At 58.1% G+C, this 22,880-nt stretch carries 22 protein-coding genes and 1 pseudogene; 8 read left to right on the top strand and 15 right to left on the bottom strand.

Going from position 1 to position 22,880, the window contains the following annotated elements; genetic code table 11:
- Positions 1–133 precede the first annotated feature (133 nt).
- The 4 genes from CU100_RS25265 to CU100_RS25250 form a co-directional block, all read right to left on the bottom strand.
- Entirely contained in the window at positions 134–1,987 is a 1,854-nt protein-coding gene (locus CU100_RS25265) for a bifunctional metallophosphatase/5'-nucleotidase (RefSeq protein WP_106719475.1), read from the bottom strand.
- A 44-nt stretch (positions 1,988–2,031) separates the two neighbouring features.
- Positions 2,032–2,292 (bottom strand): HepT-like ribonuclease domain-containing protein, encoded by a 261-nt coding sequence (locus tag CU100_RS25260; protein ID WP_106719403.1) that lies wholly within the window; start codon positions 2,290–2,292, stop codon positions 2,032–2,034.
- Positions 2,289–2,582, bottom strand: a complete 294-nt coding sequence (locus CU100_RS25255; RefSeq protein ID WP_106719402.1) for a nucleotidyltransferase family protein — start codon at positions 2,580–2,582, stop codon at positions 2,289–2,291. Before CU100_RS25255 ends, CU100_RS25260 begins: the two co-directional genes overlap by 4 nt.
- 74 nt (positions 2,583–2,656) lie before the next feature.
- Complete coding sequence (locus tag CU100_RS25250; RefSeq protein ID WP_106719401.1) at positions 2,657–3,046, bottom strand: hypothetical protein; 390 nt, start codon at positions 3,044–3,046, stop codon at positions 2,657–2,659.
- A 136-nt stretch (positions 3,047–3,182) separates the two neighbouring features.
- Here CU100_RS25250 and CU100_RS25245 point away from each other — a divergent pair, with 136 nt between their 5' ends.
- Positions 3,183–3,509, top strand: coding sequence for a hypothetical protein (locus CU100_RS25245; protein ID WP_106719400.1), 327 nt, complete (start codon positions 3,183–3,185; stop codon positions 3,507–3,509).
- A gap of 235 nt (positions 3,510–3,744) precedes the next feature.
- On the opposite strand, the gene CU100_RS25240 is transcribed toward CU100_RS25245, so the two are convergent.
- The 3 genes from CU100_RS25240 to CU100_RS25230 form a co-directional block, all read right to left on the bottom strand.
- Positions 3,745–5,190 carry a homospermidine synthase gene (locus tag CU100_RS25240; RefSeq protein ID WP_106719399.1) on the bottom strand — a complete coding sequence of 482 codons (1,446 nt, stop codon included), beginning with the start codon at positions 5,188–5,190 and terminating at the stop codon, positions 3,745–3,747.
- A gap of 152 nt (positions 5,191–5,342) precedes the next feature.
- Positions 5,343–6,245 carry a heme-dependent oxidative N-demethylase family protein gene (locus CU100_RS25235; RefSeq protein ID WP_106719398.1) on the bottom strand — a complete coding sequence of 301 codons (903 nt, stop codon included), beginning with the start codon at positions 6,243–6,245 and terminating at the stop codon, positions 5,343–5,345.
- Positions 6,242–8,122, bottom strand: coding sequence for a M3 family oligoendopeptidase (locus CU100_RS25230; RefSeq protein ID WP_106719397.1), 1,881 nt, complete (start codon positions 8,120–8,122; stop codon positions 6,242–6,244). The genes CU100_RS25235 and CU100_RS25230 overlap by 4 nt, the downstream gene beginning before the upstream one ends.
- 423 nt (positions 8,123–8,545) lie before the next feature.
- On the opposite strand from CU100_RS25230, the gene CU100_RS25225 reads away from it, so the two are divergent.
- Positions 8,546–10,396 (top strand): DUF882 domain-containing protein, encoded by a 1,851-nt coding sequence (locus tag CU100_RS25225; RefSeq protein WP_407070380.1) that lies wholly within the window; start codon positions 8,546–8,548, stop codon positions 10,394–10,396.
- Positions 10,397–10,418: 22 nt separating this feature from the next.
- On the opposite strand, the gene CU100_RS25220 is transcribed toward CU100_RS25225, so the two are convergent.
- The 3 genes and pseudogenes from CU100_RS25220 to CU100_RS25210 form a co-directional block, all read right to left on the bottom strand.
- Positions 10,419–10,838, bottom strand: a complete 420-nt coding sequence (locus tag CU100_RS25220) for a type II toxin-antitoxin system VapC family toxin (RefSeq protein ID WP_106719395.1) — start codon at positions 10,836–10,838, stop codon at positions 10,419–10,421.
- A pseudogene (locus CU100_RS27400) lies at positions 10,838–11,134 on the bottom strand (hypothetical protein); the annotation flags it as partial. The gene CU100_RS25220 and the pseudogene CU100_RS27400, both read right to left, overlap by 1 nt.
- Positions 11,135–11,214: 80 nt before the next feature.
- Entirely contained in the window at positions 11,215–11,853 is a 639-nt protein-coding gene (locus CU100_RS25210; protein WP_106719394.1) for a 2-dehydro-3-deoxy-phosphogluconate aldolase, read from the bottom strand.
- Positions 11,854–12,012: 159 nt separating this feature from the next.
- Between CU100_RS25210 and trhO the strand changes: the two genes are divergently transcribed.
- Entirely contained in the window at positions 12,013–12,942 is a 930-nt protein-coding gene (gene trhO, locus CU100_RS25205) for an oxygen-dependent tRNA uridine(34) hydroxylase TrhO (protein WP_106719474.1), read from the top strand.
- A 225-nt stretch (positions 12,943–13,167) separates the two neighbouring features.
- Positions 13,168–13,881, top strand: coding sequence for a tellurite resistance TerB family protein (locus CU100_RS25200; protein ID WP_106719393.1), 714 nt, complete (start codon positions 13,168–13,170; stop codon positions 13,879–13,881).
- Between the two features lie 152 nt (positions 13,882–14,033).
- Here the strand turns inward: CU100_RS25200 and CU100_RS25195 are convergent, their stop codons facing one another.
- Positions 14,034–15,218, bottom strand: coding sequence for a pyridoxal phosphate-dependent aminotransferase (locus tag CU100_RS25195; RefSeq protein WP_106719392.1), 1,185 nt, complete (start codon positions 15,216–15,218; stop codon positions 14,034–14,036).
- A 93-nt stretch (positions 15,219–15,311) separates the two neighbouring features.
- Between CU100_RS25195 and CU100_RS25190 the strand changes: the two genes are divergently transcribed.
- The gene (locus CU100_RS25190; protein ID WP_106719391.1) at positions 15,312–15,992 is read left to right on the top strand and encodes a GNAT family N-acetyltransferase; all 681 of its coding nucleotides are present in this window, start codon (positions 15,312–15,314) and stop codon (positions 15,990–15,992) included.
- 234 nt (positions 15,993–16,226) lie between these two features.
- Positions 16,227–16,433: a hypothetical protein gene (locus CU100_RS25185; RefSeq protein WP_106719390.1), complete on the top strand. Its 207-nt coding sequence runs from the start codon at positions 16,227–16,229 to the stop codon at positions 16,431–16,433.
- 16 nt (positions 16,434–16,449) lie between these two features.
- Here the strand turns inward: CU100_RS25185 and CU100_RS25180 are convergent, their stop codons facing one another.
- From CU100_RS25180 to CU100_RS25165, 4 genes are all read right to left on the bottom strand, one after another.
- The gene (locus tag CU100_RS25180) at positions 16,450–17,520 is read right to left on the bottom strand and encodes a nickel/cobalt transporter (RefSeq protein ID WP_106719389.1); all 1,071 of its coding nucleotides are present in this window, start codon (positions 17,518–17,520) and stop codon (positions 16,450–16,452) included.
- Between the two features lie 12 nt (positions 17,521–17,532).
- On the bottom strand, positions 17,533–18,192 hold the full coding sequence (locus CU100_RS25175; RefSeq protein WP_106719388.1) for a DUF1007 family protein: 660 nt from the start codon (positions 18,190–18,192) through the stop codon (positions 17,533–17,535).
- A gap of 82 nt (positions 18,193–18,274) precedes the next feature.
- Entirely contained in the window at positions 18,275–19,174 is a 900-nt protein-coding gene (locus CU100_RS25170) for a LysR family transcriptional regulator (RefSeq protein ID WP_106719387.1), read from the bottom strand.
- Positions 19,174–20,364: an amidase gene (locus tag CU100_RS25165; protein WP_106719386.1), complete on the bottom strand. Its 1,191-nt coding sequence runs from the start codon at positions 20,362–20,364 to the stop codon at positions 19,174–19,176. The genes CU100_RS25170 and CU100_RS25165 overlap by 1 nt, the downstream gene beginning before the upstream one ends.
- 539 nt (positions 20,365–20,903) lie before the next feature.
- Here CU100_RS25165 and odc2 point away from each other — a divergent pair.
- Together odc2 and CU100_RS25155 are read left to right on the top strand one after the other, a co-directional pair.
- Positions 20,904–22,037: an ornithine/lysine decarboxylase gene (gene odc2 / locus CU100_RS25160; RefSeq protein ID WP_106719385.1), complete on the top strand. Its 1,134-nt coding sequence runs from the start codon at positions 20,904–20,906 to the stop codon at positions 22,035–22,037.
- A gap of 185 nt (positions 22,038–22,222) precedes the next feature.
- Positions 22,223–22,837, top strand: coding sequence for a GNAT family N-acetyltransferase (locus CU100_RS25155; RefSeq protein ID WP_106719384.1), 615 nt, complete (start codon positions 22,223–22,225; stop codon positions 22,835–22,837).
- The last annotated feature ends 43 nt before the right edge of the window (positions 22,838–22,880 follow it).

Raw genomic sequence — 22,880 nt, 5'->3', positions numbered from 1 at the left:
AGGTGAATACGAGGGTAATTCAAACCATCAGAACAATTCTGCGGGAAGAAGTCCTGAACCAAAAGAACTGCGATCCTTATGCAAGATATTCAACGCCGGGATGAAATTCGCGTTGTTGCGACGCGAAAAAGTACTAGATCGCCGGGACTTTCATCTCGGCGCCGACGGGCAGTTTCATGACCTTCATGTCCGGATTTGCTCCGGCAAGTTTTCTCCATTCGGCGCCCTTGCCGTAGACCTCTTGTGCAATGTCCCAGAAATTATCACCGCGCTTGATCGTGTATGTTTTCGGATGATGGTTTGCGGTGGTTGACGTTGTGGCAGTCTTGGGGGCTTCCGGTGCGGGAGGCGTCGGGGCTTGGGCAGGCGCTCCGGCCAATGTTGCGGTGATGCGCCCGTCCGTATAGGGCTTGTATGGTGTATGTTTGGCAAGATAATCGGCCAGAACCAGCTCCAGTCCCGGACCATAGTCGTAGGCGTTCACGGCATTCGTCGAAAAGATCTTGTAACCATCGCCGCCCGCCCGCATGTAGTTGTTGGAGACCACGCCATAAGTTGCTGCGATATCGATCGGCCGCCAGCTTTCTCCCTGCATCACCTGAACATCCGATATGCGGCTTCCTGCCGGCTTCGTCACGTCGAAGGCATATTTCAACCCGGCGACCTGCGGAAAGCGTCCGGCGCCCTGGTCGATCTGACTGACGCCATTCTCGAGCGCTGCGACGACGTCTGAGCCTCGCAGCTGGAATGTCGCCAGGGTGTTCTGGAAGGGCAGCACGGTCAGCACTTCGCCCATGGTGACGTCACCCGCATCTATGGAAGCGCGCAGGCCGCCGCCATTGATGATGGCGATGGTGACGCCCTGTCCCTTGACGCGGTCGAGCATGGCATCGGCAACGAGATCGCCCATGCTGCACTCCTTGAAGCGGCATACTTCACGCGCCGCCTCGATGACGCCGGTGGATTCGCCGACCTTGCGTGCCTTCAGCTCTTCCAAGGGCTTGGCCAGTTCCTGGACGCGGGCGACGAAAGCCGGGTCTGGCGTGACGGAGGAATCGAGCAGGATGGGGGCGCCCTCGCTTTTCGTCACATTGCCCTCGTCGTCGAACGTGACCTTCAACTCGCCAAGATATTTCGAGTAGGACTTCGCCTGGACGATCGGCACGTCGCGGCCCGAAGGATTCTTGACGAGGGTCGGGTAAGGCCCCGCCGCTTCGGGGTCGGTATTGGAAAGAAGCGTGTGGCTGTGGCCGCCAACGATCACATCGATGCCATCGACATTGGCGGCGATCTCCTTGTCCTTGGAATAGCCGGCATGGTTGAGGGCAATGATCTTGTTGACGCCCTCTGCCTTCAGCGCATCGACCTGCCGCTTCAACGCTTCGATCTCATCGGCGAATTTGACGCTCGGGCCGGGGCTGGAGATTTCTGCCGTGTCGGTGGTGAGGGCGGAGATGACGCCGATCTTCTGGCCGCCGATCTCCTCGATGACATAGGGCTTGATCTTGCCGGCGATGAGCGAGCCTGCTGCCGCCTCCGTATTGGAGGAAATGACCGGCACCTTCATCTTGTCGAGGAATTTCGCGAGCGTGACGGGCGTGTCATCGAATTCGTGGTTGCCGAGCGCCATGACATCGAAGCCGATGCCGTTCATGAATTCGGCCGTGTCCTCGCCCTTGTACGTCGTGTAGAACAGCGAGCCCTGAAATTCGTCGCCCGCATCGAGAACGATGACATTGCCGCCATCCCTGGACAGGGCGTTGCGGCGTTCATCTATCTTGGCCTTGACGCGGGCGATGCCGCCGAAACATTCGTTCTTGCTCTCTTCTTCAGCCGAGCACGTGGAATCATATTTGTTGATTGGCTCGATGCGGGAATGCTGGTCGTTGATATGCAGGATATTGAGCGTGTAGTCGGCCATGGCGGCGCTTGCGGCCATACCGAGGGCTGAGGTGGCAACTATGAGCGTTCTCAAGATTTTGCGCATTACGCGCTCCTTATGTCTGCGACGCCGGATGATCATTGCCTTTGTCATGGACGTGGATCTGTTGCAATCGAGCGATCAGGAGTGGAAACGCCGACTGCACGGTGTTGGTGCTTCGCGAAGTCGCCATGCCGCTCGAGAACTTTCGTCGCGGCTTCGCCCACAATGATGATGCTCATAACGACTGCTTGCTGAGTGCGTCTATCCGCAAGGAAGTCAGACTTGCTCATGCCCTCAACAAATGCTTCTGCGTCGATGGCTGCCTGCCTGATGTGATCAAGATACTCCGCAAGGCGTTTGGTTTTCATATAAGCTGCGCCTCGGACAGGACCTGGATGCGGAATTTTGGTGGTAGATCGCCTGGCGTCAGGAGGTCGACGGGTACGCCAAGCAATTCCTCGAGTTCGTCCTGTAATCCACCAAGATCAAACAATGTTGTTCCAGGCAAAGTATCTACCAACAGATCGAGATCGCTGCCGTCCTTGTCAGTGCCGTGCAAGACCGAACCGAAGACGCGAAGATTGGCAAGCTTATCAAATCGCCCGGCAGTTTCACGGACTGCAGTTCGCTTTAAGGCAAGAGCGATGGATGGTCTCATGGCTACGATCCTGTTTCGGACACCATCTGCCGCATTACCTTGTCATTCTTAAGACAGTTTTGTTCAGTCTTGGATTAGCCCACTTGCGGGGAGCGGCGTGTGAGTGAGAATTGCTGACCGGATGACGAGGTGCAATTGAGCTGAGCGGCGTTGACGAGGGCACAATTGACCTTGGACTGGGTGCCGCGCGCGAGCGAGCGCAGGTTGATCTCGATCAGATTGGCAGAGGCAAAACGATAGTTCCCCTCGGCCAACTTCTCCTTGGTGTCATTCGCACGCGTTTCAAAGACGCCAGCGTTGAAATTGGAGAAAGCAACTCCCGACGTATCGAACCATTGGCCCTGCACGGCGTCGGTTGGACGCGTCGTCTGTACAGGTCCGCCCTCCTGGACACCGCCGCTCATGCAGCCGGAGAGGATCAGGGCCAGTGTGGCTGTGCCGGTGGCAACCGAAAAGCGTTTCATCCAGACAATCTCCCAATGGAACATGGTTCTTAAATGCCGCGAAAATCAAGCAAAAACAAGACCTAAGTTTAATTGTAAATTCGAAGGATCAGTGGTTTGTCGTGTGATTACGGTCAAGCTACGCGGGAGAGAGGGCATGAGTGATGAGTTCAATGACGATGAACTTGTCGAGCAACTGCGGAAAATGTCAGAAGAGCGTATCAAAGAAGAGATCAAGCGGGAAAAGACGCATGCCAACGAACTGGCCAAGTATAAAGCTGCCGCCGCCGACCGTATGTCCACGGCGGCAATCGCTGTCGGTTTTTTTGGTCCGAGTGCCGCGATAGTCCTCAACCCGGATATAATGATAAATATCGACGTTGGTCGCAGCCTGTTGCTGATATTTGCAACGTGCATTTGGTTCGTGCTATTTTCGGCACTCCATAATCTGGGCAGATTGATATTGAGAAAGGAACTGGAGTAATGCTGACCTACGCCATTTTCTCCTTTGTCATATGCCTAACTGTCGGCGTTGGATCATGGGCTTACAGTGAGTGGGATTATAGAAGATCATTGCCACGCCGTGCCAGGTTGAAGTTCCTGCAGGCGGAACTGGAAAAACGGCGTACCGCACGTCTTACGCCTGCGGAATAGCCCTCCAAACATATCCTGTCTTGGCTGAAGTCCCTCCCACGATGAGAAGGAGGGACTTGATCGATTTACCGCACCAGGATGTTGCGGAACTGCCAGGGATCATCAAGGTCGAGGTTCTCCTTGAATAGGCCCGGGCGGTTTTCGAGAGGCGTCCAGTCGGTGTAGTGACCCTTGAGCGGGCCCAGATAGGGTTTTTGAACCTCAAGGCACCGGCGGAAATCCATCTCGTCGGTTTCGACGATGCCGGCGTCGGGATTCTCCAACGCCCATACCATGCCAGACATGACCGCCGACGAAACCTGCAGTCCCGTCGCGTTTTGGTAGGGAGCAAGCTTGCGGGCTTCCTCGATGGTCAACTGCGAGCCATACCAATAGGCATTCTTGCCGTGGCCATAGAGCAACACGCCCAACTCATCGGCGCCATCGACGATCTCCGATTCGTCGAGCACGTGCTGGATCGACTGGGGCTTGCCTGCTGCACCGAACATCTCGTCGAGCGAAAGCGTGGCGACATTGGCGGGGTGGTAGGCGTAGTGGCACGTGGGCCGGTAGGCGACCTTGCCCTTCTTGTCGAGCACGGTGAAGAAATCCGCGATCGAGATCGCCTCATTATGCGTGACCAGCAGACCGAACTGTGCGCCCTCCGTCGGGCACCAGGTGCGGATGCGGGTGTCGGCACCGGGCTGTTCGAGAAAGATCGCCGCCTTGTTGCCCTTCTTCTGCTTGCGGGCATTCTTGGGCATCCACTTTTCGTGCGTTCCCCAGCCGAGTTCGGCGGGTTGAAGCCCCTCGGAAATAAAGCCTTCCACAGACCACGTATTCCAGAAGGCGCCGAAGGGTTTTGGCTCGTGGGCGCGCTGCGTATCGCGCTCGGCAATATGGATGCCCTTGACGCCGACCTTGTCCATCAGCCGGGCCCAGCTGTCGCGATCCGTGCGGGCGGGCTCCGTATGTTCGACGCCAAGATCGCGCGCCAGGTCGAGAACGGCCTGCTTGACGAACCAGGAGACCATGCCCGGATTGGCGCCGCAACAGGAAACCGCGGTGGGCCCGCCGGGATTCTTCTTCTTTTCGGCAAGGAGGGTCTGGCGCAGCGCATAATTGGTGCGGTCGGCATTATCGAGGTTGCTGGCGTAGTAGAAGCCCGGCCACGGCTCGATCACCGTATCGATGTAGAGCGCGCCGACCTTGCGGCACAGGCGCAAAATATCGACCGACGACGTATCGACTGAGAGATTGACGCAGAAGCCTTGTCCGCCGCCTTCGGTCAAAAGCGGCTTGAGCAGCGTCTTGTAATTTTCTTTTGTGACCGCTTCCTGGATGAAGCGAATGCCCCGTTCATCGAGGAGTTTCTTGTTGGCGTCGCTGGGATCGACAACGATGAAACGGGATTTGTCGTATTTGAAGTGGCGTTCGATGAGGGGCAGGGTACCCCGTCCGATGGACCCGAAACCGATCATCACGATCGGACCGGCGATTTCTCCATGTACAGGCCATTTAGCCTTCGCCATTTTTTTGTTGCTCCTAATTTTGATCTCCATCAATGAGGGCGACGGACTAAACGTCCGCTTCAAAGAAACCATAGAGCATAGAGTTGACAAAGCGCAAACAACCCATTGCGCTTTTCTGGCGAAATTTCGGTCTACTTTTAATCAAAGTGCGTTCATAGCCGTTTTAGCGCCTCGATAAGCCGGTCGCGGATGGTCATAATACCTTTATAATGCAGCTGGGCAGGATTTAGCGCTTCGAGCTGGCGCGCAAAAGCTTCCGCCACGGCGCTGCACTCAGGGTGTTTCTTCAAGGCACTTATCGGATCGAGATATATGCGGATGGTGAAAAGAATATCGCCGGAGGCGGGCAATTTGCGCAATGTCTGCCGCTCGACGCGAACATAACTCTGCGCGGCAATATCCTCTTCAGTGTAGCGGGCGCCTTTCTGGTGGCTTGCGAGCGGGTGATAGAGATCGCCATCGGGCTGCAGCGACCAGTTCATGCGCTGAACCGGGCGATCCAGCCGCAGATTGTCGAACATGCGGGTGATCAGCCCGGCATTGCGGGTGCCTGCGCCGAAATCCGGCACCGGCGCATGGATGTCGTCCATGGAGCGGCCAAACTTTTCCAGCAATGTCCATGACGAGGGAAAGGAGAGCGAGGCGGCGGCAAGATGCCAGCCGCGGCGTTCATCCTTGCGCATCAGGACGAGATCTTCCTGGACGAGGCTGGCGGCGCGATGCAGGAATGGAGTGTCCGCAGCGCCAAGTGGCACGGGCTCGCCCCACCCGGCGATAGTGATTAGATCGCCTTCGCGGCCATAGGTTTCAGGATAGCGTTCAATCAAATGGGCGGCGAGAAGATCGAGTACTTCCTTTTGCGCACCCTCCGTGCCCGGCTCCTCGACGAAAATCTTGTCGCCATAGAGGGCGAATAGCCGCTGCTTCTCGGCGAGATAGGCGAGCAGATTGCCGTCGATTTCGATCCAGTCCTTCAGGTCGAGTTGAAGCAACCCTATGGTGAAGGGTTGCGCCGACCCATCGTAGGGCGTGTGTACGGGCATACGGGTGGTCATTCTGCGGCGTCCATCGCCTCCAGCTCATCGATAATGCCTTCGATGACAGACAGACCTTTCTGCCAGAAGGCGGGGTCCGTCGCATCAAGACCGAATGGCGCAAGCAATTCGGAATGATGCTTGGTGCCGCCGGCCTTGAGCATGTCGAAATATTTCTGCTGAAACCCGGCCTCGGCGTTCTGATAAACCGCATAAAGAGAATTCACCAGGCAATCGCCGAAGGCGTAGGCGTAGACATAGAAGGGCGAGTGGATGAAGTGGGGAATATATGTCCAGAACGTTTCATATCCAGCACCAAAGTGGACTGCGGGGCCGAGACTTTCCTTTTGCACATCCAGCCAGATCTCGCCGATCCGGTCGGAGGTCAGCTCGCCATTGTTGCGCTCGGTGTGAACCCGCCGCTCGAATTGGTAGAAAGCGATCTGCCTGACAACGGTATTGATCATGTCCTCGGCCTTTTGCGCCAGCATCGCCTTGCGCTCACGCCGGTCGCGAGTCTTCTCCAGCAATGAGCGGAATGTCAGCATTTCGCCGAACACCGAGGCAGTTTCGGCAAGGGTGAGCGGCGTCGACGCCATGAGAGCGCCTTGCGCGCCGGCAAGAACCTGATGGACACCGTGACCGAGTTCGTGCGCCAGCGTCATCACATCCCGCGGTTTGCCCATGTAGTTGAGAAGCACGTAAGGATGGGCCGAGGGTACCGTCGGATGAGCGAACGCGCCTGGCGATTTGCCCGGACGCGTCGGTGCATCGATCCAGTTCTTGTCGAAGAACTGGCGGGCGATATCCGCCATCTCCGGCGCAAAACCATCATAGGCTGCAAGGACGGTTTCCCGCGCGTCCGGCCATGGGATGATCGCCTGCGGTGTTTCCGGAAGCGGCGCGTTGCGGTCCCAATTGTTCAGATAATCAAGGCCGAGCCATTTCGCCTTGAGCGCATAATAACGATGCGAGAGGCGCGGATAGGCCGCCTGCACAGCTTCGGAAAGCGCATCGACCACCTCGCGCTCCACGCGATTGGCCAAGTGTCGGCTATCCGCTATATCCTCGAAGCCGCGCCAGCGATCGGAGATTTCCTTGTCCTTCGCCAGCGTATTGGTGATGAGCGTGAAAACGCGCAGGTTTTCCTTGAAGGTCTTGGCCAAAGCCTCGAAACCTGCCTTGCGCAAAGACGGATCCGCGTCCTGCAGCAGATTGAGCGTCGGCTCAAGCGGCAGTTCTTCGCCATTTACTTCAAAGCGCAGCGCCGTCACGGTCTCATCGAACAGACGGTTCCAGGCGCCGCGTCCCGTGAGCGACTTTTCATGGAAAAGCTGTTCTATCCTGTCATCAAGCTGATAAGGCCTGTCCTTGCGCAGATCGACGAGCCACGGACGGTAATGAGCGATTGCCGGGTTTTCAGCCATCGCCTGTTCGATGACAGCATCATCGATCCGGTTGAGCTCAAGGCCGTAGAAGATCAGACGGGTGCTGGCATCGGTAATCTTTTGCTGGATATCGCCGTAAAACTTGGCGCGCTTGGGATCTGACGTATCGCCGGCGTAGACAAGACCGGCGAAGGATACGATCCTCCCCATCAGTTCCTCGAGCGCCTCGAATTCCCGGATGGACTCCGCGAAGCTGCCGCCCTTCGGCCTGCCGGCTTCAGCAGCCAGATTTCCCTTCCAGCGCTGCTCGAATTTGACGGCAAGTTCTTCGGCCAACTTTACATCTGCCTTGAGCTCACTGCTTTCAACCGACGGATAAAGGTCTCCGAGATTCCATTCCGGCAACAGGCCAAGCGCTACCTGCTCGCCCTTCAGGGCGGTCGCGCCGCCGGTTTTGGGCGCAATCCTGGCAACAGTAGCAAGGGCGTATCTAACGATTTCAAAACTCATTTCAGCACCACAATATCAAGGTTCGAGAGGCGAATCACAGGCAGCAAACAGGGGAGCTAAACCTTAAGAGTCGGTTGGCAATTGTTCCAGTTCCGTCTTGCTTATTGAACTATGCAGTGACTTTTAGACTTTTGAGGGGTGGATTCATTTGATAAAAAGCCTTAATCCTGCTGTTAACAACCCGTTGACCATGGCACAAAACACTGGATTCGAAATGCGTTTTCGCCATGCTCTCAACGTAATTGTTCGTCAGTAAAGCGACCATTAACCATTAAATCGGATACTCCAGCTATTCGGGGGCTGGAAAAACGGTCAAGGTTGGGGACGAGTTTGTCAAATATGATTCATGCAAAGAACAACAGACCTGCGGCTCGCTCCATGTTGCGTGCCAGCTGGTTTTTGTTCCTCATGGTCTTCGCGCCGATGTTGTTCGCGTCCGCGCAGGCTTCCGCCGAAACGAGAACTCTCAAGCTCTATTTCATCCACACTAAAGAACGTGCCGAGATCACATTCAAGAAAAATGGCCGTTACCAGCAGGATGGCCTGAACAAGCTGAACAAGTTCCTGCGTGACTGGCGCCGCAACGAGCCAACGAAGATGGATCCCCGTCTCTTCGACCTGGTTTGGCAGATTTATCAGAACGTCGGCGGCAGGGACTATATCAACGTCGTATCCGCCTATCGCTCCCCGACCACGAATTCGATGCTTCGCTCCCGTTCGCGCGGCGTGGCGAAAACAAGCCAGCATATGCTGGGGAAAGCCATGGACTGGTATCTGCCGGGCGTGAAGCTTTCCACACTTCGCGTTACGGCGATGAAATACCAGGTCGGCGGCGTCGGCTATTATCCGACCTCCGGTTCTCCGTTCATTCACACGGACGTCGGCAATGTCCGTCACTGGCCGCGCATGAGCCGCAGGGAACTGCTGGCCGTGTTCCCCGACGGCAAGACGATGCACATTCCATCGGACGGCAAGCCGTTACCTGGCTACGACCAGGCAGTCGCCGCCTATGAATCCCGCAAGCGTGGTGGCGGTTCGATCCAGGTGGCAAGCTCTTCTTCGAGGACCGGCCGCGGCAAGACGCTATTTGGCATGATTTTTGGCGGAGGCGCCGACGAGGAAGAGGATACCGGCGAAAGCGCGGTTGCCGTTGCTTCCGCTTCGAAGCCTTCGAAGACGCTATCGTCCAGGCCGGCCGCCATAGCCGAGGACGCGGACGGCGGGGAGAATGCCGCTCCTGCTGTCGCAACGCGTGCCCAGCCTCAACCCCAGCAGCCGATCGCGCCCGAACTGCCGGTGCGGGATGCGCCTGCGCCTTTGACAGCGCCGCGCCCCGATGCGCCACTTGAAGCTTCACCGGAGGACAACCAGGCCTTGGCCTTCGCCGTCCCCGTGCCGCTGCGCCGTCCGGACTATTCGCCGACGCCGGCGCCGGCTGATGCATCGACGCTCAATGCGCTGGCCGAGGACAAGTCGACTCTGATAGCTGCCTTGCCGACGCCGCGTCCGACCGACAGCGCCAGTGCGATCCGCGAAATGATCGCTGCCAATCCGAGTGACGCGGGCACCGACACGCCCTCGCCGGAAATGGTCAATGCGCTGGTGCCTGTTCCATTCGACAAGCCAAAGCGCAACGACATGATGGTTGCGTCCCTGGTGCCGGACCAACGTCCGATTGCAGAAGCAATAACGGCTTCCACGGCGGCTGCCGCTGCCGAAGAAGAGGTCATTCCTGTTCCGGATGATGATCTGCGGGCCATTATCAAGCAGGCGGACGGAGAGAACGAAACTGCCCTGTCCGACCCGCAGCCCACACCGGATATGCCGACATTGCCGGCGACGACCGGCGGGCGTGTCAAACCCGCTGCGCAGCAGAACACGCAGGTCGCATCAATCGAAAAGCAGCCTTCACTGCGCCGGACCATGCTTGATGCCCAGGCTACGGGTGATCCTGTTGCAGCGCTCAACAGTGGCGTGATTACGACGGCCAAAGGCTCCAAGCCGCGCAAACAGGCGGCGCAGGACCAGGCTCCGAAGGCGATCCAGGTCTCCTCGGACGTGCCCGATCGCGCGCTTTCGACCGAGCAGGTCGCGCAGACCGCACCAGCCGTGACGCCGGCAGTCCTGCGCAACGCAGAAATGCGCACCGCACCGACCACAGTCTACACGGCTGGTTTCCAGCAGAGCCTGCCAGTCGCCAACGCCAACAAGTTCACCGGCAAGGCAGTGACGTTCCTGCAGATCGCAAAGTTCAATCCGACGCACGGGTCTTAAGCCAAGATGGTATCGACCCGCGTTAAAGCGGGTTGATGATAGCTACATCGTCGAAATCTTTTTCGTTGTCGGTAGCGACAATACAATTATGGACTAAGGCAGTCGCTGCGATGATTGTATCCAGAGCACTGCGGGGTTTCCCTTTGCGTGTCCCGTCTGCCATCAGCTGTGCCCAAGCCAATGCCGCTGTCTCGTCGAAAGGAAGAACTCTTCCAGCAAAAAGGGCGGAGGGCCCATCTAATCCGTGGAACCAGGCTTCAAGTTCATCACGCTTTCGGCCGGCTGGTTTTTCAAGTATCCCGCGCTGAAGCTCGGCGATTGTCAAAGAGGATATAAACAAGTTCTCATCGAGCTGATCGGCCATCCAGACCATGAATGACTCCGACGGAACTGGCCTCGTAGCATTGCTGATGATATTCGTGTCCAATAGATAGCGCGCCACAGATCCAGCTTTCGACCGGCTTCCTTTATCCGAACCAGATCCAGTTCCGCGTCGACAAGCGGCGAACGGCGTAGAGCCGCCAGAATATTTCCTCGCTTGGGCAGATCGTCAGCGGCAGTTTCGCTCAAGGCCGCTCGAATTCGAACGGCATCAGGACCCTCGTCAGCCAATTTCCGGGCCAAGGATCGAATGAGGTCGCGGTCGGCATCCCGGCCCAGCACTTCGAAGCGCGAAAGGCCCCGTTCACTCAACCGGTCACGATAATTCTTGATGGCACGCTTTTGGGAAGGGTTCATGGAATCTCACTATCCGTTATACCCGGTAATATACCCGGTGATGTATTCGGTAGCAAGGCAACCGCGTAGGCGCTGGTTTCCTACCCAGCCAGGTTCACGGCATCTTGTGCAAGCCTGGTGATCTCGTCCCACTTGCCTGCCTTGACCAGATCTTCCGGGGCAACCCAGGACCCGCCCACGCAGACGACATTCGGCAGGTTGAGATAAGACTTGGCATTGGCGAGGCTGACGCCGCCGGTGGGGCAGAAGAGCGTGCCTGCCAGCGGCGAAGAAAGCGATTTCAGGAAAGCCGCGCCGCCTGCCTGCTCGGCGGGGAAAAACTTCAGCATCGTATAGCCTTGCTCGCGCAGGGCCATGATCTCGCCCGGCGTGATGGCACCCGGAAGCAACGGTACTTTGCTATCATGCGCGGCCTCGATGAGCTGGGGTGTCGCACCGGGGCTGACGATGAAGCGCGAACCTGCGCTGACAGCCTCGTCATACTGGCGGGCATTGAGAATGGTTCCGGCGCCGACGATGGCTTCCGGCACTTCATTGGCAACCGCGCGGATGGCGTCGAGCGCGGCAGCTGTGCGCAGCGTGATCTCGATTGCCGGCAGGCCGCCCTTGGCAAGCGCCCGAGCGAGTGGAACTGCGTCCGCCAAATTCTGTATGAGAATGACCGGGATCACGGGCTGGCCCCTGAGGACAGGCAATAGCAAATCGGTCTTCTGGGTCATCTCGAATTCTCCGCTCCATCAACTTCAATCGATTTAGTGGCGCTTGGCCGATTTGTCTACCTTGAAGCTGCATTTCAATCCTGCCCGGAGCATGCAGATCATTGTCTTCCCGGTAAAGCCCTTGAAATTGCGATGCTGGCGCAGTAGTTGGATGCGATCATGACAGATCATAGTTCAGATACGCCTTTTACGGTGGCAGCACTCTATCGCTTTGCCCGGCTGGATCACTACCGGTCGCTGCAGGAGCCCTTGGCGAAATTGTGCTGCAACCAAGGGATCAAGGGCACGCTGCTGCTGGCGTCGGAGGGCATTAACGGCACGATCGCCGGAACTGCGGCAGCGATCGGCAAGCTGGTCGATTTCCTCGAGGCAGAGCCTGCCCTTACCGGGATGGAGTTGAAATATTCATCTGCAAGCGAGATGCCTTTCAAGCGCATGAAGGTGCGGCTGAAGAAGGAAATCGTCACGATGGGCGTCGACGATATCGATCCGTTGCAAAGCGTCGGCACTTATGTGCCTGCAAATGAATGGAACAGGCTGATCTCCGATCCGGAAACCATCGTCATCGACACGCGCAATGATTACGAGACGGCGATTGGAACGTTTCAAGGCGCCGTCGATCCACAGACCAAGACTTTCCGGGAATTCCCTCAGTGGGTGGAGAAGCACCGCGATGATCTTGCAGGCAAGAAGATCGCGATGTTCTGCACTGGCGGCATTCGCTGCGAAAAGGCAACAGCCTATGTAAAGGGGCTTGGCTTCGAAGACGTGTTTCATCTCAAGGGCGGCATTCTCAAATATCTGGAGGACGTTCCGGCCGAGGAAAGCCGCTGGGAAGGCGAATGTTTCGTCTTCGACGAAAGGGTCTCCGTGGGGCATGGGCTTGTGGAAGGCGAGGCGGAGCTTTGCCATGCCTGCCGCAATCCGATCGCGCCGCAGGACAAGCTTTCGCCGCTGTTCGAGGAGGGCGTTTCATGCCCGAATTGCTATCACGAGCGCACAGACGAGGATCGCGCCCGTTTTGCCGAACGGCAGAAGCAGGTGAGGCTTGCCAGGGAGAGGGGCCTCAAGCAGCACATCGGGTCCTAAAGAATCCACCCTGACGGACATCCGATGCGGCTTTCTGCGCTTCCGGTGTTCACGTACATCATGTTCGCTGCGCTCCGGTTCTCGAACCCACAACAGCTGCCTCGCCAGGCTGAATTCTCAAGGCGCGATTAGCCGAAACTTGCGACAATCGCCGCGCTGTCATTGCAATGCCATGAACCGGGTCCTAACTAAGCGGGGCCAATTCATGCAGCAGAGGAGACACGCATGCTCGATCCGAAGAAAATTCTCGATGATTTCCTGGGAAGCAACGTTCCCGGCGTCGGAACCTCTGTACGCGACACGGCAGGCAAGGCAACGCAGATGGCGAAGGACAATCCCCTTGCTGCCGGCGCACTGGCTGCGATCCTCCTTGGCACCGGGACCGGGCGCGAAGTGGCAGGCGGCGCACTGAAGCTTGGCGGTCTGGCCGCCGTTGCAGGGCTGGCCTACAAGGCCTATCAGAACTACCAGTCTGGCAAGGCTCCCGCCGAGGTGACGCAGTCCTCGCCGGCCGAGCTGGCTCCGCCGCCGGAGGATTCAAGCTTCCGTCCTGAAACCGCGCCACAGGGTGAACATGAGTTTGCGTTGGTGCTCGTTCGCGCCATGATCGCCGCCGCGCGCGCCGACGGGCATATCGACGATGCCGAGCGCGAACGCATCATCGAGAAACTGTCGCTCTCCGGTATCAACAGCGACACGCGGGAATTCCTCGCAAGCGAGCTGAATTCGCCGGTCGATCTCGATGCGCTGATCGCTGCCGCCATCACCGACGCGCAAAAGGTCGAACTCTATACGGCATCGCGCCTCGCCATAGATCCGAAGACAAGGGCCGAACGCGGCTATCTCGATCTGCTCGCTGGACGGCTGAAACTGCCCGACAGCCTGATCGATCATATCGAAGCGACCGTGGCAGATGTGAAGGTCGCATCGCCCGCCTGATACCTATCGATAACTTCAACCTGATGGGCATCTGATGCGATTTTCTTCGCTTCCGGTGCTCATGGACCCAAAAGTTCACGGCGTTCCGGTCCTTCGAAACCGCACCAGCTACCTCATCAGGATGAATTCTCGACAGGTCTCCATCTGACTGGCTATTTCGTCAGGAACTTCTCGATGCGCTCTATGGCGCGGAGAATGTTTTCTTCCGAGTTGGCGTAGGACAACCGGATGTACCCTTCGCCGAGAATGCCGAAATCCGGCCCGCCGATCAGCGCAACACCTGCTTCGTCGAGTAGCGCGGCGGCGAGTTGCTTTGCGGGCCAGCCCGTTTCCCTGACATTGGGAAAGGCATAGAAAGCTCCCTTCGGCGTGGTGCAACTGATGCCGGGGAGGCTGCCCAGACCATCAACGACGATCTTGCGGCGATTATCGAAGGCCTTGCACATCTTCTCGACATCGTCCTGCGGCCCGTCGATGGCCGCGATGCCGGCAAACTGGCTCGGGGCGTTGACGCAGGACCAGCAGTTGACAGCGAGCTTGCGCACCTTGTCGTATAGCTGGCCGCTCTCCTTCGAATTTGGCCAGATCGACCAGCCCATTCGCCAGCCGGTCATCGCCCAGGTCTTCGACCAGCCATTGAGGACGATCAAGCGGTCGCGAATCTGCGGGAAGGAGAGAAGCGAGCAATGTTCCTCTCCATCATATGTCATCACGTCGTAAATCTCGTCGGACATGATCGCCACATGCGGATACGCTACAAGGCCATTCACCAGCTTTTCGATTTCAGAGCGGGGCGTGACGCCGCCGGTCGGATTGGCCGGTGAATTGAGGATCAGGAGCCGGGTGCGAGGCGTGATGAGGGCAAGGGTTTCTTCGGCCGAAAAGGCAAACCCGTTCTCTTCGCGGATGGGAACAGGAACCGGCATGGCACCCGTAAACTCGATCATCGACCGATAGATGGGGAAACCGGGGTCGGGATAGAGGATTTCAGCGCCTGGCTCGCCAAAAATCAGGATCGCCGCAAACATCGTCACCTTCCCGCCGGGGACGATCATGATGTTTTCTGGCGATACCTCGACACCCGTAGTCGTCAGCGTACGGCGTGCGACCGCTTCGCGCGTGGCCAGAAGACCGTTGGCCGGCGTATAGCCGTGATGGCCGTCCTTCAGCGCCTTGATCGCGGCTTCGACGATGTGAGCAGGAGTTTTGAAATCCGGCTGGCCGATACCAAGATTGATGATGTCCCTGCCTTCGGCGGCGAGAGCAGTAGCTCGGGCGAGGACAGCAAAGGCATTTTCCTCGCCGATACGGTCGAAACCGGCAGTAGTCCGCAGCATTTTCTTGTCTCACATACAATTTTCAATTTCTGCTTTGTGCGTGCAGTGGCATAACAAGTCAATTAATCTCAACTTGAGCGAGCAAATTCCACCATGACCGACCTGAAAGACTGGACTCCCCGTCCACTTCCGGCCCGCGAGCCGCTGGAAGGCCGCTATGTTCGCCTGGAGCCGATCAGCTCAGCGATGCACACCGACGGGCTTTACGAAGCCTCGAGCGTTCCCGATGCGGGCGACCGGTTCAGGTTCCTGTTCGAAAACCCGGCGCAAGATCGCCAGGAATTTGCCGCCTGGGTGAAAAAGCTCGAAGCGAGCAGCGATCCCATGTTCTTCGCCGTTATCGACAAGGCGAGCGGCAAGGTTGCGGGGCGGCAGGCGCTCATGCGCATCGATCCCGCCTTCGGTGTGATCGAAATCGGGCATGTTTATTGGGGCCCGCTGATTTCGCGCAGGCCCGCGGCAACGGAAGCCCAATTCCTGTTCATGCAATATGCTTTCGATGGCCTCGGCTACCGGAGATACGAGTGGAAGTGCAACAACGCCAACGAACCCTCCATGCGAGCGGCGGAACGCTTCGGCTTCAAATTCGAAGGCATATTCCGCCAGCACATGGTGCAGAAGGGCCTGAACCGCGACACCGCATGGTATTCGGTCATCGACGGTGAATGGCCGGCGCTGAAAACCGCTTACCAAGCCTGGCTCTCGCCGGACAATTTCGATGCCGATGGGAAGCAAATCAAGAGGCTGGAGGAGTTGCAGGTCGTCAGCGCCTAATTGGCTGGAGCGACTGCTGTGCGTGGTTCGACAGGCTCACCATGAGGGAAGTGGGGTTAATTGCAGGGAGTGAAATGCTGCAACGTTGGCTCATTTGTTGCAATGCTCTACCTCCCTCATGGTGAGCCTGTCGAACCACCCACAACGGTTTGCCTTTAAAACTACCCCGCACTTGCATAAAACCCTCACGCGGTTACAACGCACCGAGATGCATCGAACAAGGGCAGTCAGAGCGTGACCGATCCAAAAACCAGAAATGCAGCCATCGCAGCCGCCTGTATCATGATTGGCTTCGGTTTGGCGGCCTATTGGATGCCGACGCTGATGCTGGCGCTCGGCGAACGCTCGACGCTGGCCGCAGGGATATTCGCCGTGCTCTTCGTCGCGGGTTTTTTCCTGGTTTTCTGGCTACGTGCCAGAAACCAGCATGAGAACGACTGACGATAAAGACTGTGTATTACTGCAGCGAGGCGGCAAGCAGCAGCACGCCGAACAGCACGATAAACAGCGCACCGCCGATCTCTATAATGTTTTGAACGCGGCCTGAAACGGCCGAAGCGCCGGACACGCGCAGCGCAACATTCTTGGCAGTCACAGCGAGCGTTGCCAAGATGGCAACGGTAATGAACGTGCCGAGCGCCATGGCGAAGACCGAGAGGATGCCGCCGATGACAAGGCCATTCAACAGCGAGAAAGTCAGGACGATCAGCGCGCCCGAGCAGGGGCGCAGACCTACGGCGATAATTGCCGACCATGCGGTTTTCCAGTTGAAGTCTCCGGCGATCATCGCGGGATCCGGTGCATGGGAATGGCCGCAGGTTTCGCAGACCTCGCCTGCCGCATGATCATGATGATGCCCATGGTCATGGTGATCATGCCGTTGAGCCCCATGCGAATGGCCATGATCGTGATGATCATGTGCGTGGCGGTGATGATCGTGTCGATGATCGTGTCCGGCCACGGCTTTCTCAGGAACGAGATGAGCGACACGCGGAGCGAAAAGCACCGGTACCTTGCGCCAGAGGAGTGATAGGCCAAAAGCGATGATCAGCACGAAACTCGCCATTTCCATGTAATGGGTGGCGTCGTCCATGGAAACTGTCGTGCCCCGCAGGACGAGGAAGGTAAGGCCGATGACGAAGATCGCGGTCAGGGCCTGCAGCATGGACGAGGCGAAGGAGAGAACGATGCCGCGCTTCAGCGTCGTTTCATTGGCCAGCATGTAGGACGAAATGACCGCCTTGCCGTGGCCGGGACCGACTGCGTGAAGTATGCCATAAAGGAATGACAGTCCGACAAGTATCGATGCCTGCCACGGGTCTTCGCGCATGCCCTTGAGCGCATGCGTCATGGCGAGATAGAAACTGCGCTGCTGCATGTTGATCCAGAGAATGATCTCCGCGAAGGGGCCACTGGGCTGCATGGCAACTTCGTTCATGCCAATGCCAAGCGATGTTTTCTGCGCCAGCGCATGACCGCCAAGACACAGAGCCAAAGCCAGTGCGCCGAACAGAGTTCTTTTTCGCATAGCGTCTTCGTCCTAACTTTTGGCCGGGCATTCGATTTCGAGGCGCGTGGCAAATATCTTGGACATGTTGGTGCCGGTCGGATCGTTGAAGAACGCATCCGTAAGCGTGCCCTGGTTCTGGGCAATCGCCTGGTCCGGGTCGGGACGCACAACCTTCTGCGCGCAACCGCCGGGCAAGCCCGTCACGTGGATATCCGTATCGTTCACATAATCGATGGCGGTGTAGAATGTCGGATCATAGACACCGAAGCTCGTCATCCTGCCGAGTTTTAGCGGCTGTTTCGGCTTGCTCTCGAAGATGATCAGCAATTGATTGTTCTGAAAATCGGCGATCAGATGGTCCGGCGCTGCCATGACGATGGGCTTGCCATCCAGTTGGACCGTCTGGAAGTAATCGAACTCCGCAACCGAATCCTTGATGGTGCTTGCCAGATCAGCCAACTCCTTCTCGCCCAGTTTCAGATCGGCATTCTTGTCGAATTCAACGAGAACAGTGCTTGAGAAGAGATCGTCGAACCGCCAGACGTGCCCGAGCTTCTCGACGGTGCCATCAGGCTTGAGGGTAATATCCAGCCGCGCCTCGGCAAAGACATGCGGATGCACGTAAGCCGGCGTGGCAAACGTCAGTCCGATCGTCATTACGCCGATAAAAACCGCTCGTCGTTGCTGCATGAATTTTAACCTTTTGGTTGGCGCACAGGACGATGCGAAATTGGCAAAATTGGGACGATATAATATTACAGTATGAATGTGCTCACGCGCGGCGATTGTCCTTGAACCACTTCGTGAGGAAATCGACAAGCACCCTCACCTTTGCCGGCAGGTAACGACGGTGGGGATAGACTGCATAAATACCGGCGTCGTGCATGATAAAGTCTTCGAGCACAGCAACAAGCCTGCCGCTTTCAATATCCGGCCGCGCGATAAAATCGGGCAGGAGAGCAAAACCCAACCCGGCGAGCGCCGCACGGCGCGTCGCCAGCGGACTGTTGATCTCGAGCGGACCGGATAATTGCACCGAGACCGGAGGCTCGCCGTCCTTGTGAAATTGCCAGGTATTCCGGGAGCGATTGTTGGTGTCGACGATGCAAGGCAGGGAGACCAGTTGCTCGGGCCGCCCCGGCTTCCCGACGCGCTGGATCAGCTCCGGCGTGGCGCAGGCGATGACGCGAAAAGGGGCGATGCGTTTGGCAATGAGGGACGAGTCCTGCATGCGGGTGATGCGTATGGCGAGATCGAACCCCTCTTCAACGAGGTCGACAAAACGGTCGTCGAGCCGGACATCGAGAATGATGTCGGGCTGTTCTGCGCAAAAATCGATAAGGCACTGGCCGATATCGGCATCGGCAAAGGACCGCGATGCAGAAATCTTGATGCGGCCCCTGATGTCGCTGCTCGAGTCCCGCACCGTCTCCTGCAGGCTTTCCACATCGCGCAGGATTTCACTGGCCCGCTGGTAGTATGTGTGGCCCGCCTCCGTCAGTGAGAATTGCCTCGTGGTACGGTTTAGGAGCAGAGCGCCAAGCTCATCTTCCAGTTCGCGAACATATTTGGACAGGAGCGCCTTGGACCGGCCGATCTTGCGCGCCGCCGCTGAGAAACCCTCAGCTTCCACGACGTCGATGAAAGCCCGCATGCGGGTGAGCGTGTCCATCAGGTCGCATCAGCCGCTTGAAGAATGGTCTTGCCGAGCCTGATCAGCGCACGGTCGCTGCCTTCGGGGCCGATCAACGATATTCCGAAGGGGGCGCCATGCACCTTGCCCAGCGGCAGTGTGATCTGCGGAAAACCGGAAAGCCCGGAAAGACAGAAGAGCCGGACACAACGCTCGCGGTAGGCCTGGCTGTCGTCAAAGGATGTGTCGACCAGCGGAGCTGCTCCCGGGACTGTCGGCAGGACCAGAATACCATCATCCCTGAGGAGGTCGGTAAATTCGTTGCGGAACAGATCGCGCCGCCTGGTTTGCAAGCGATACGTATCGTCATCGATGGTCGAACCATATTCGAAACGCTCCCTGACGGCGGGACCAAGGTTTCGCTCTTTCTGCGAGATCCACTCTCCATGTGCCGCCCACGCCTCAAAACCCTGGATCTGCCGCAGACAGAGATAGAGATCATCCATGGACGCCGTCGCCTGGCGGGCCGAACGGGCATGGCCGAGGTGAGCGGCAAGGATGGCGTACATCCGGCGATACTCGGTATCCTCCGCTTCCCCGAGAAGCAGATGTTCAAGAAGCGGGATGAAAAGCGGGCGGTTGAGCTTGAAATCCTGCCTGTCCGGGCCGAGGAGAACGCCTCCAACCTTCTCATAGAGAGTGATGTCCCTGGCGAACCAGCCAAACGTATCGAGGGAATGCGCGAGCGGCATGGTGCCGGCGAGTGAAATGCGTCCGTGCGTGGTGCGAAGTCCTACGACGCCGCAGAAGCTCGCAGGAGCGCGGATCGACCCGCCCGTGTCGGATCCCACACCTATCGAAGCGAGGCCGCCCGCAACCGCCGCCACGGAGCCCGAAGAGGAGCCGCCCGTCACGCGGTCCGGCGCTCGCGGATTGACCGGATGAGGGAAATGCGTGTTCTGCCCCATCATCGAGAAGGCGAGCTCGTCGGTCTGGGTCTTGCCGACGAAGCGCGCTCCGGCGTCAATCAGATTCTGCACCGCAGGCGCAGTCGTGGTCGCTGGTGGTGATTCGCCATATTTCTGCGGATTGCCACAGCCTGTCGGCATTCCTGCGACGTCAAATATGTCTTTGACCGCCAGGGTTTCGCCTGTCAGCGGGCCGTCACCCGGCGATATGCCGGGAACTGGCAGGTCAAGCAAGGCATTCAAGGGCGGAATCGTCTTCATCGTTCAATGATTCTAGGGCATCAAGGTCCGGTTGTTCAATGAATAAAATATTTTGCGCTGCCCCATTATTTTCATTGATTGGACACATCTTTCCTCTTATATGCCCCTTGCCCAAAGTCGCACGTGCCCATGGGTGTCCGCCGATCTTCATTATGGTGAGGAAACGGTATGGTACCTGGAACTAACCCCTCCAGTCAGTTTGTCGGCCTACCGCCAAGCTGAGGACATCTGAAGCAACGACGGTGCGGGCCTTTCTAGTGTCTTTCGGCTGTCCATAAGCCGGAATTACTGAAGAGGCACACCTTCATTGCCGGTAGTGCGGATGGGGACATCCAAGCCAAGGCAGACAAAGCGGAGTGACGCTGACTTAGCGTTGTTCCATCGCCGCATGAACTTGTCCGTGTTTTCAGCATCTCCAAAGGCTGGCTTCGCGGGGGATGGATTCATGCACTTTGTCCACAGCGGTTCATCGGGCGCAACCCGTGACCGTGACTTGCATCAAGGCGGCCGCAAGTGCCGCTATGAGTTGGAGACCCAAGATGGCTACGCAGCGCATTCTCGACTTCATCAATACCCGACGCCCCAACGGCCCCTGCATGGTGCTTGATCTCGAGGTGGTGCGGGAGAATTATCATAATTTCGAGATGGCCCTGCCGGAATCGAGAATATTTTACGCGGTGAAAGCCAATCCTGCGCCGGAGATCCTGCGCCTGCTTGCCTCGCTCGGCTCCAATTTCGACACGGCCTCGGTTGCCGAAGTCGAGATGGCGCTCGATGCCGGCGCGACGGCTGACCGCATTTCCTATGGCAACACGATCAAGAAGGAACGCGACATTGCGCGCGCCTTCGAGCTTGGCATTCGCCTGTTCGCCGTCGATTGCGTCGAGGAAGTCGAGAAGGTTGCCCGCGCGGCTCCGGGTTCGCGTGTGTTCTGCCGCGTCCTCACGGATGGTGCAGGCGCTGAATGGCCGCTTTCGCGCAAGTTCGGCTGTGTTCCTGCGATGGCTGTCGACGTGCTTCGCGCTGCGCAGAACCTTGGGCTCGACAGCTACGGCGTGTCGTTCCATGTGGGTTCGCAGCAGACGGATCTCGCCGCGTGGGATCGTGCTCTCGGTGATGCCAAGCAGGTTTTCGACACGCTCGTGCAGGAAGGCATCACGCTGAAGATGGTCAATATGGGCGGCGGTTTCCCGACGCGTTACCTGAAGGACGTGCCGACGGCGCAGGCCTATGGCCAAGCCATCTTCCAGGCATTGAGCAAGCATTTCGGCAATCGTCTGCCTGAGACCATCATCGAGCCGGGGCGCGGCATGGTGGGCAATGCCGGCGTCATCAAGGCTGAGGTCGTACTCGTCTCCAAGAAGGCCGCCAACGACAATGTGCGGTGGGTCTATCTCGACATTGGCAAGTTCGGCGGTCTCGCCGAGACGATGGACGAGGCGATCCGCTACCAGATAACCACGCCGCGCGATGGCGATCTTGCCGAGCCGTGCGTCCTTGCGGGCCCGACCTGCGACAGCGCCGACGTGATGTACGAGAAGAACCCTTATCCGCTGCCGATATCGCTGACCATTGGCGACGAGGTGCTGATCGAGGGAACAGGTGCCTACACCACCACCTACTCGGCAGTCGCGTTCAATGGGTTCGAGCCGCTCCGATCATACGTGATTTGAGAGACCTTTGATAACTTCACCCTGATGGGCATCTGATGTGATTTTCTCCGCTTCCGGTGCTCATGGACCCAAAAGTCCACTGCGCTCCGGTTCTCGAAAACCGCACCAGCTTCCTCATCAGGCTGAATTCTCGAATGGTCTCTCGTCTGGAGATGTGACGACCCCATGATTGATTGGTCAAGACAATGAGCGCAGTAGATTTCATAGAACAAAACCTGCATCCGGACGGATCGCCGGCCTGTTCGATCGTCAACGAAACCGCTTACGACGAGCGGGCCCGCGAGGCTCTGCTCGACCGCGCCATGGGCACAACCCGTCGCCGCAAGTCTTCCGAAAAGCTGCGTCGCGGGCGGTTGCCCTCCGAAGGCCTGGCCTTCGTCGCGCGGGACGCAAACGGCTCAGTACGTGGCACGGTGCGGCTTTGGGACATCCAGGCCGGACATGATGCAGCGGGCAAGCCGGTGCGGGCGCTGCTGCTCGGCCCGCTGGCTGTCGATCCCGCTCTCAAGGGGCAGGGCATCGGCGCCGCGCTCATGCAGCACGCGACCGCAGAAGCGGGACGGCTCGGCCATGGCGCCGTCATTCTGGTGGGTGATCCGGAATATTACGAACGCTTCGGCTTCAGCGGCAAGAAGACAACAGGACTTGCAATGCCTGGCCCGGTAGAGCGCCGGCGTTTTCTGGCGCTCGAGTTGAAGCCCGGCCATCTTGACGGTGCGCACGGACTGCTCACGCCGAAGGGCCGCCGCGCTTCGCACGCCATGAGGGTGTTGCCCGTATCGCTGCGGTTTTCCCGGTAGAATTAAACCGGCGCCGAATATCTCTCCCCCACAGGGGGAGATA

Origin of the sequence: Phyllobacterium endophyticum, from assembly GCF_003010935.1 — a bacterium.
In the GTDB taxonomy this organism is placed as follows: Bacteria; Pseudomonadota; Alphaproteobacteria; order Rhizobiales; family Rhizobiaceae; genus Phyllobacterium; species Phyllobacterium endophyticum.
This window is presented reverse-complemented; position numbering and strand designations above follow the sequence as displayed.

Bases quoted from the DNA above. Each gene is read 5' to 3' on its own strand.
- CU100_RS25245 (WP_106719400.1), top strand. From the start codon at position 3,183: ATGAGTGATGAGTTCAATGACGATGAACTTGTCGAGCAACTGCGGAAA.
- CU100_RS25155 (WP_106719384.1), top strand. From the start codon at position 22,223: ATGAGCGCAGTAGATTTCATAGAACAAAACCTGCATCCGGACGGATCG.
- CU100_RS25265 (WP_106719475.1), bottom strand. From the start codon at position 1,987: ATGCGCAAAATCTTGAGAACGCTCATAGTTGCCACCTCAGCCCTCGGT.
- CU100_RS25240 (WP_106719399.1), bottom strand. From the start codon at position 5,190: ATGGCGAAGGCTAAATGGCCTGTACATGGAGAAATCGCCGGTCCGATC.
- CU100_RS25230 (WP_106719397.1), bottom strand. From the start codon at position 8,122: ATGAGTTTTGAAATCGTTAGATACGCCCTTGCTACTGTTGCCAGGATT.
- trhO (WP_106719474.1), top strand. From the start codon at position 12,013: ATGACAGATCATAGTTCAGATACGCCTTTTACGGTGGCAGCACTCTAT.
- CU100_RS25165 (WP_106719386.1), bottom strand. From the start codon at position 20,364: ATGAAGACGATTCCGCCCTTGAATGCCTTGCTTGACCTGCCAGTTCCC.
- CU100_RS25195 (WP_106719392.1), bottom strand. From the start codon at position 15,218: ATGCTGCGGACTACTGCCGGTTTCGACCGTATCGGCGAGGAAAATGCC.
- CU100_RS25225 (WP_407070380.1), top strand. From the start codon at position 8,546: ATGTTGTTCGCGTCCGCGCAGGCTTCCGCCGAAACGAGAACTCTCAAG.
- CU100_RS25170 (WP_106719387.1), bottom strand. From the start codon at position 19,174: ATGGACACGCTCACCCGCATGCGGGCTTTCATCGACGTCGTGGAAGCT.
- CU100_RS25200 (WP_106719393.1), top strand. From the start codon at position 13,168: ATGCTCGATCCGAAGAAAATTCTCGATGATTTCCTGGGAAGCAACGTT.
- CU100_RS25260 (WP_106719403.1), bottom strand. From the start codon at position 2,292: ATGAAAACCAAACGCCTTGCGGAGTATCTTGATCACATCAGGCAGGCA.
- CU100_RS25190 (WP_106719391.1), top strand. From the start codon at position 15,312: ATGACCGACCTGAAAGACTGGACTCCCCGTCCACTTCCGGCCCGCGAG.
- CU100_RS25175 (WP_106719388.1), bottom strand. From the start codon at position 18,192: ATGCAGCAACGACGAGCGGTTTTTATCGGCGTAATGACGATCGGACTG.
- CU100_RS25255 (WP_106719402.1), bottom strand. From the start codon at position 2,582: ATGAGACCATCCATCGCTCTTGCCTTAAAGCGAACTGCAGTCCGTGAA.
- CU100_RS25210 (WP_106719394.1), bottom strand. From the start codon at position 11,853: ATGACCCAGAAGACCGATTTGCTATTGCCTGTCCTCAGGGGCCAGCCC.
- CU100_RS25250 (WP_106719401.1), bottom strand. From the start codon at position 3,046: ATGAAACGCTTTTCGGTTGCCACCGGCACAGCCACACTGGCCCTGATC.
- odc2 (WP_106719385.1), top strand. From the start codon at position 20,904: ATGGCTACGCAGCGCATTCTCGACTTCATCAATACCCGACGCCCCAAC.
- CU100_RS25180 (WP_106719389.1), bottom strand. From the start codon at position 17,520: ATGCGAAAAAGAACTCTGTTCGGCGCACTGGCTTTGGCTCTGTGTCTT.
- CU100_RS25235 (WP_106719398.1), bottom strand. From the start codon at position 6,245: ATGACCACCCGTATGCCCGTACACACGCCCTACGATGGGTCGGCGCAA.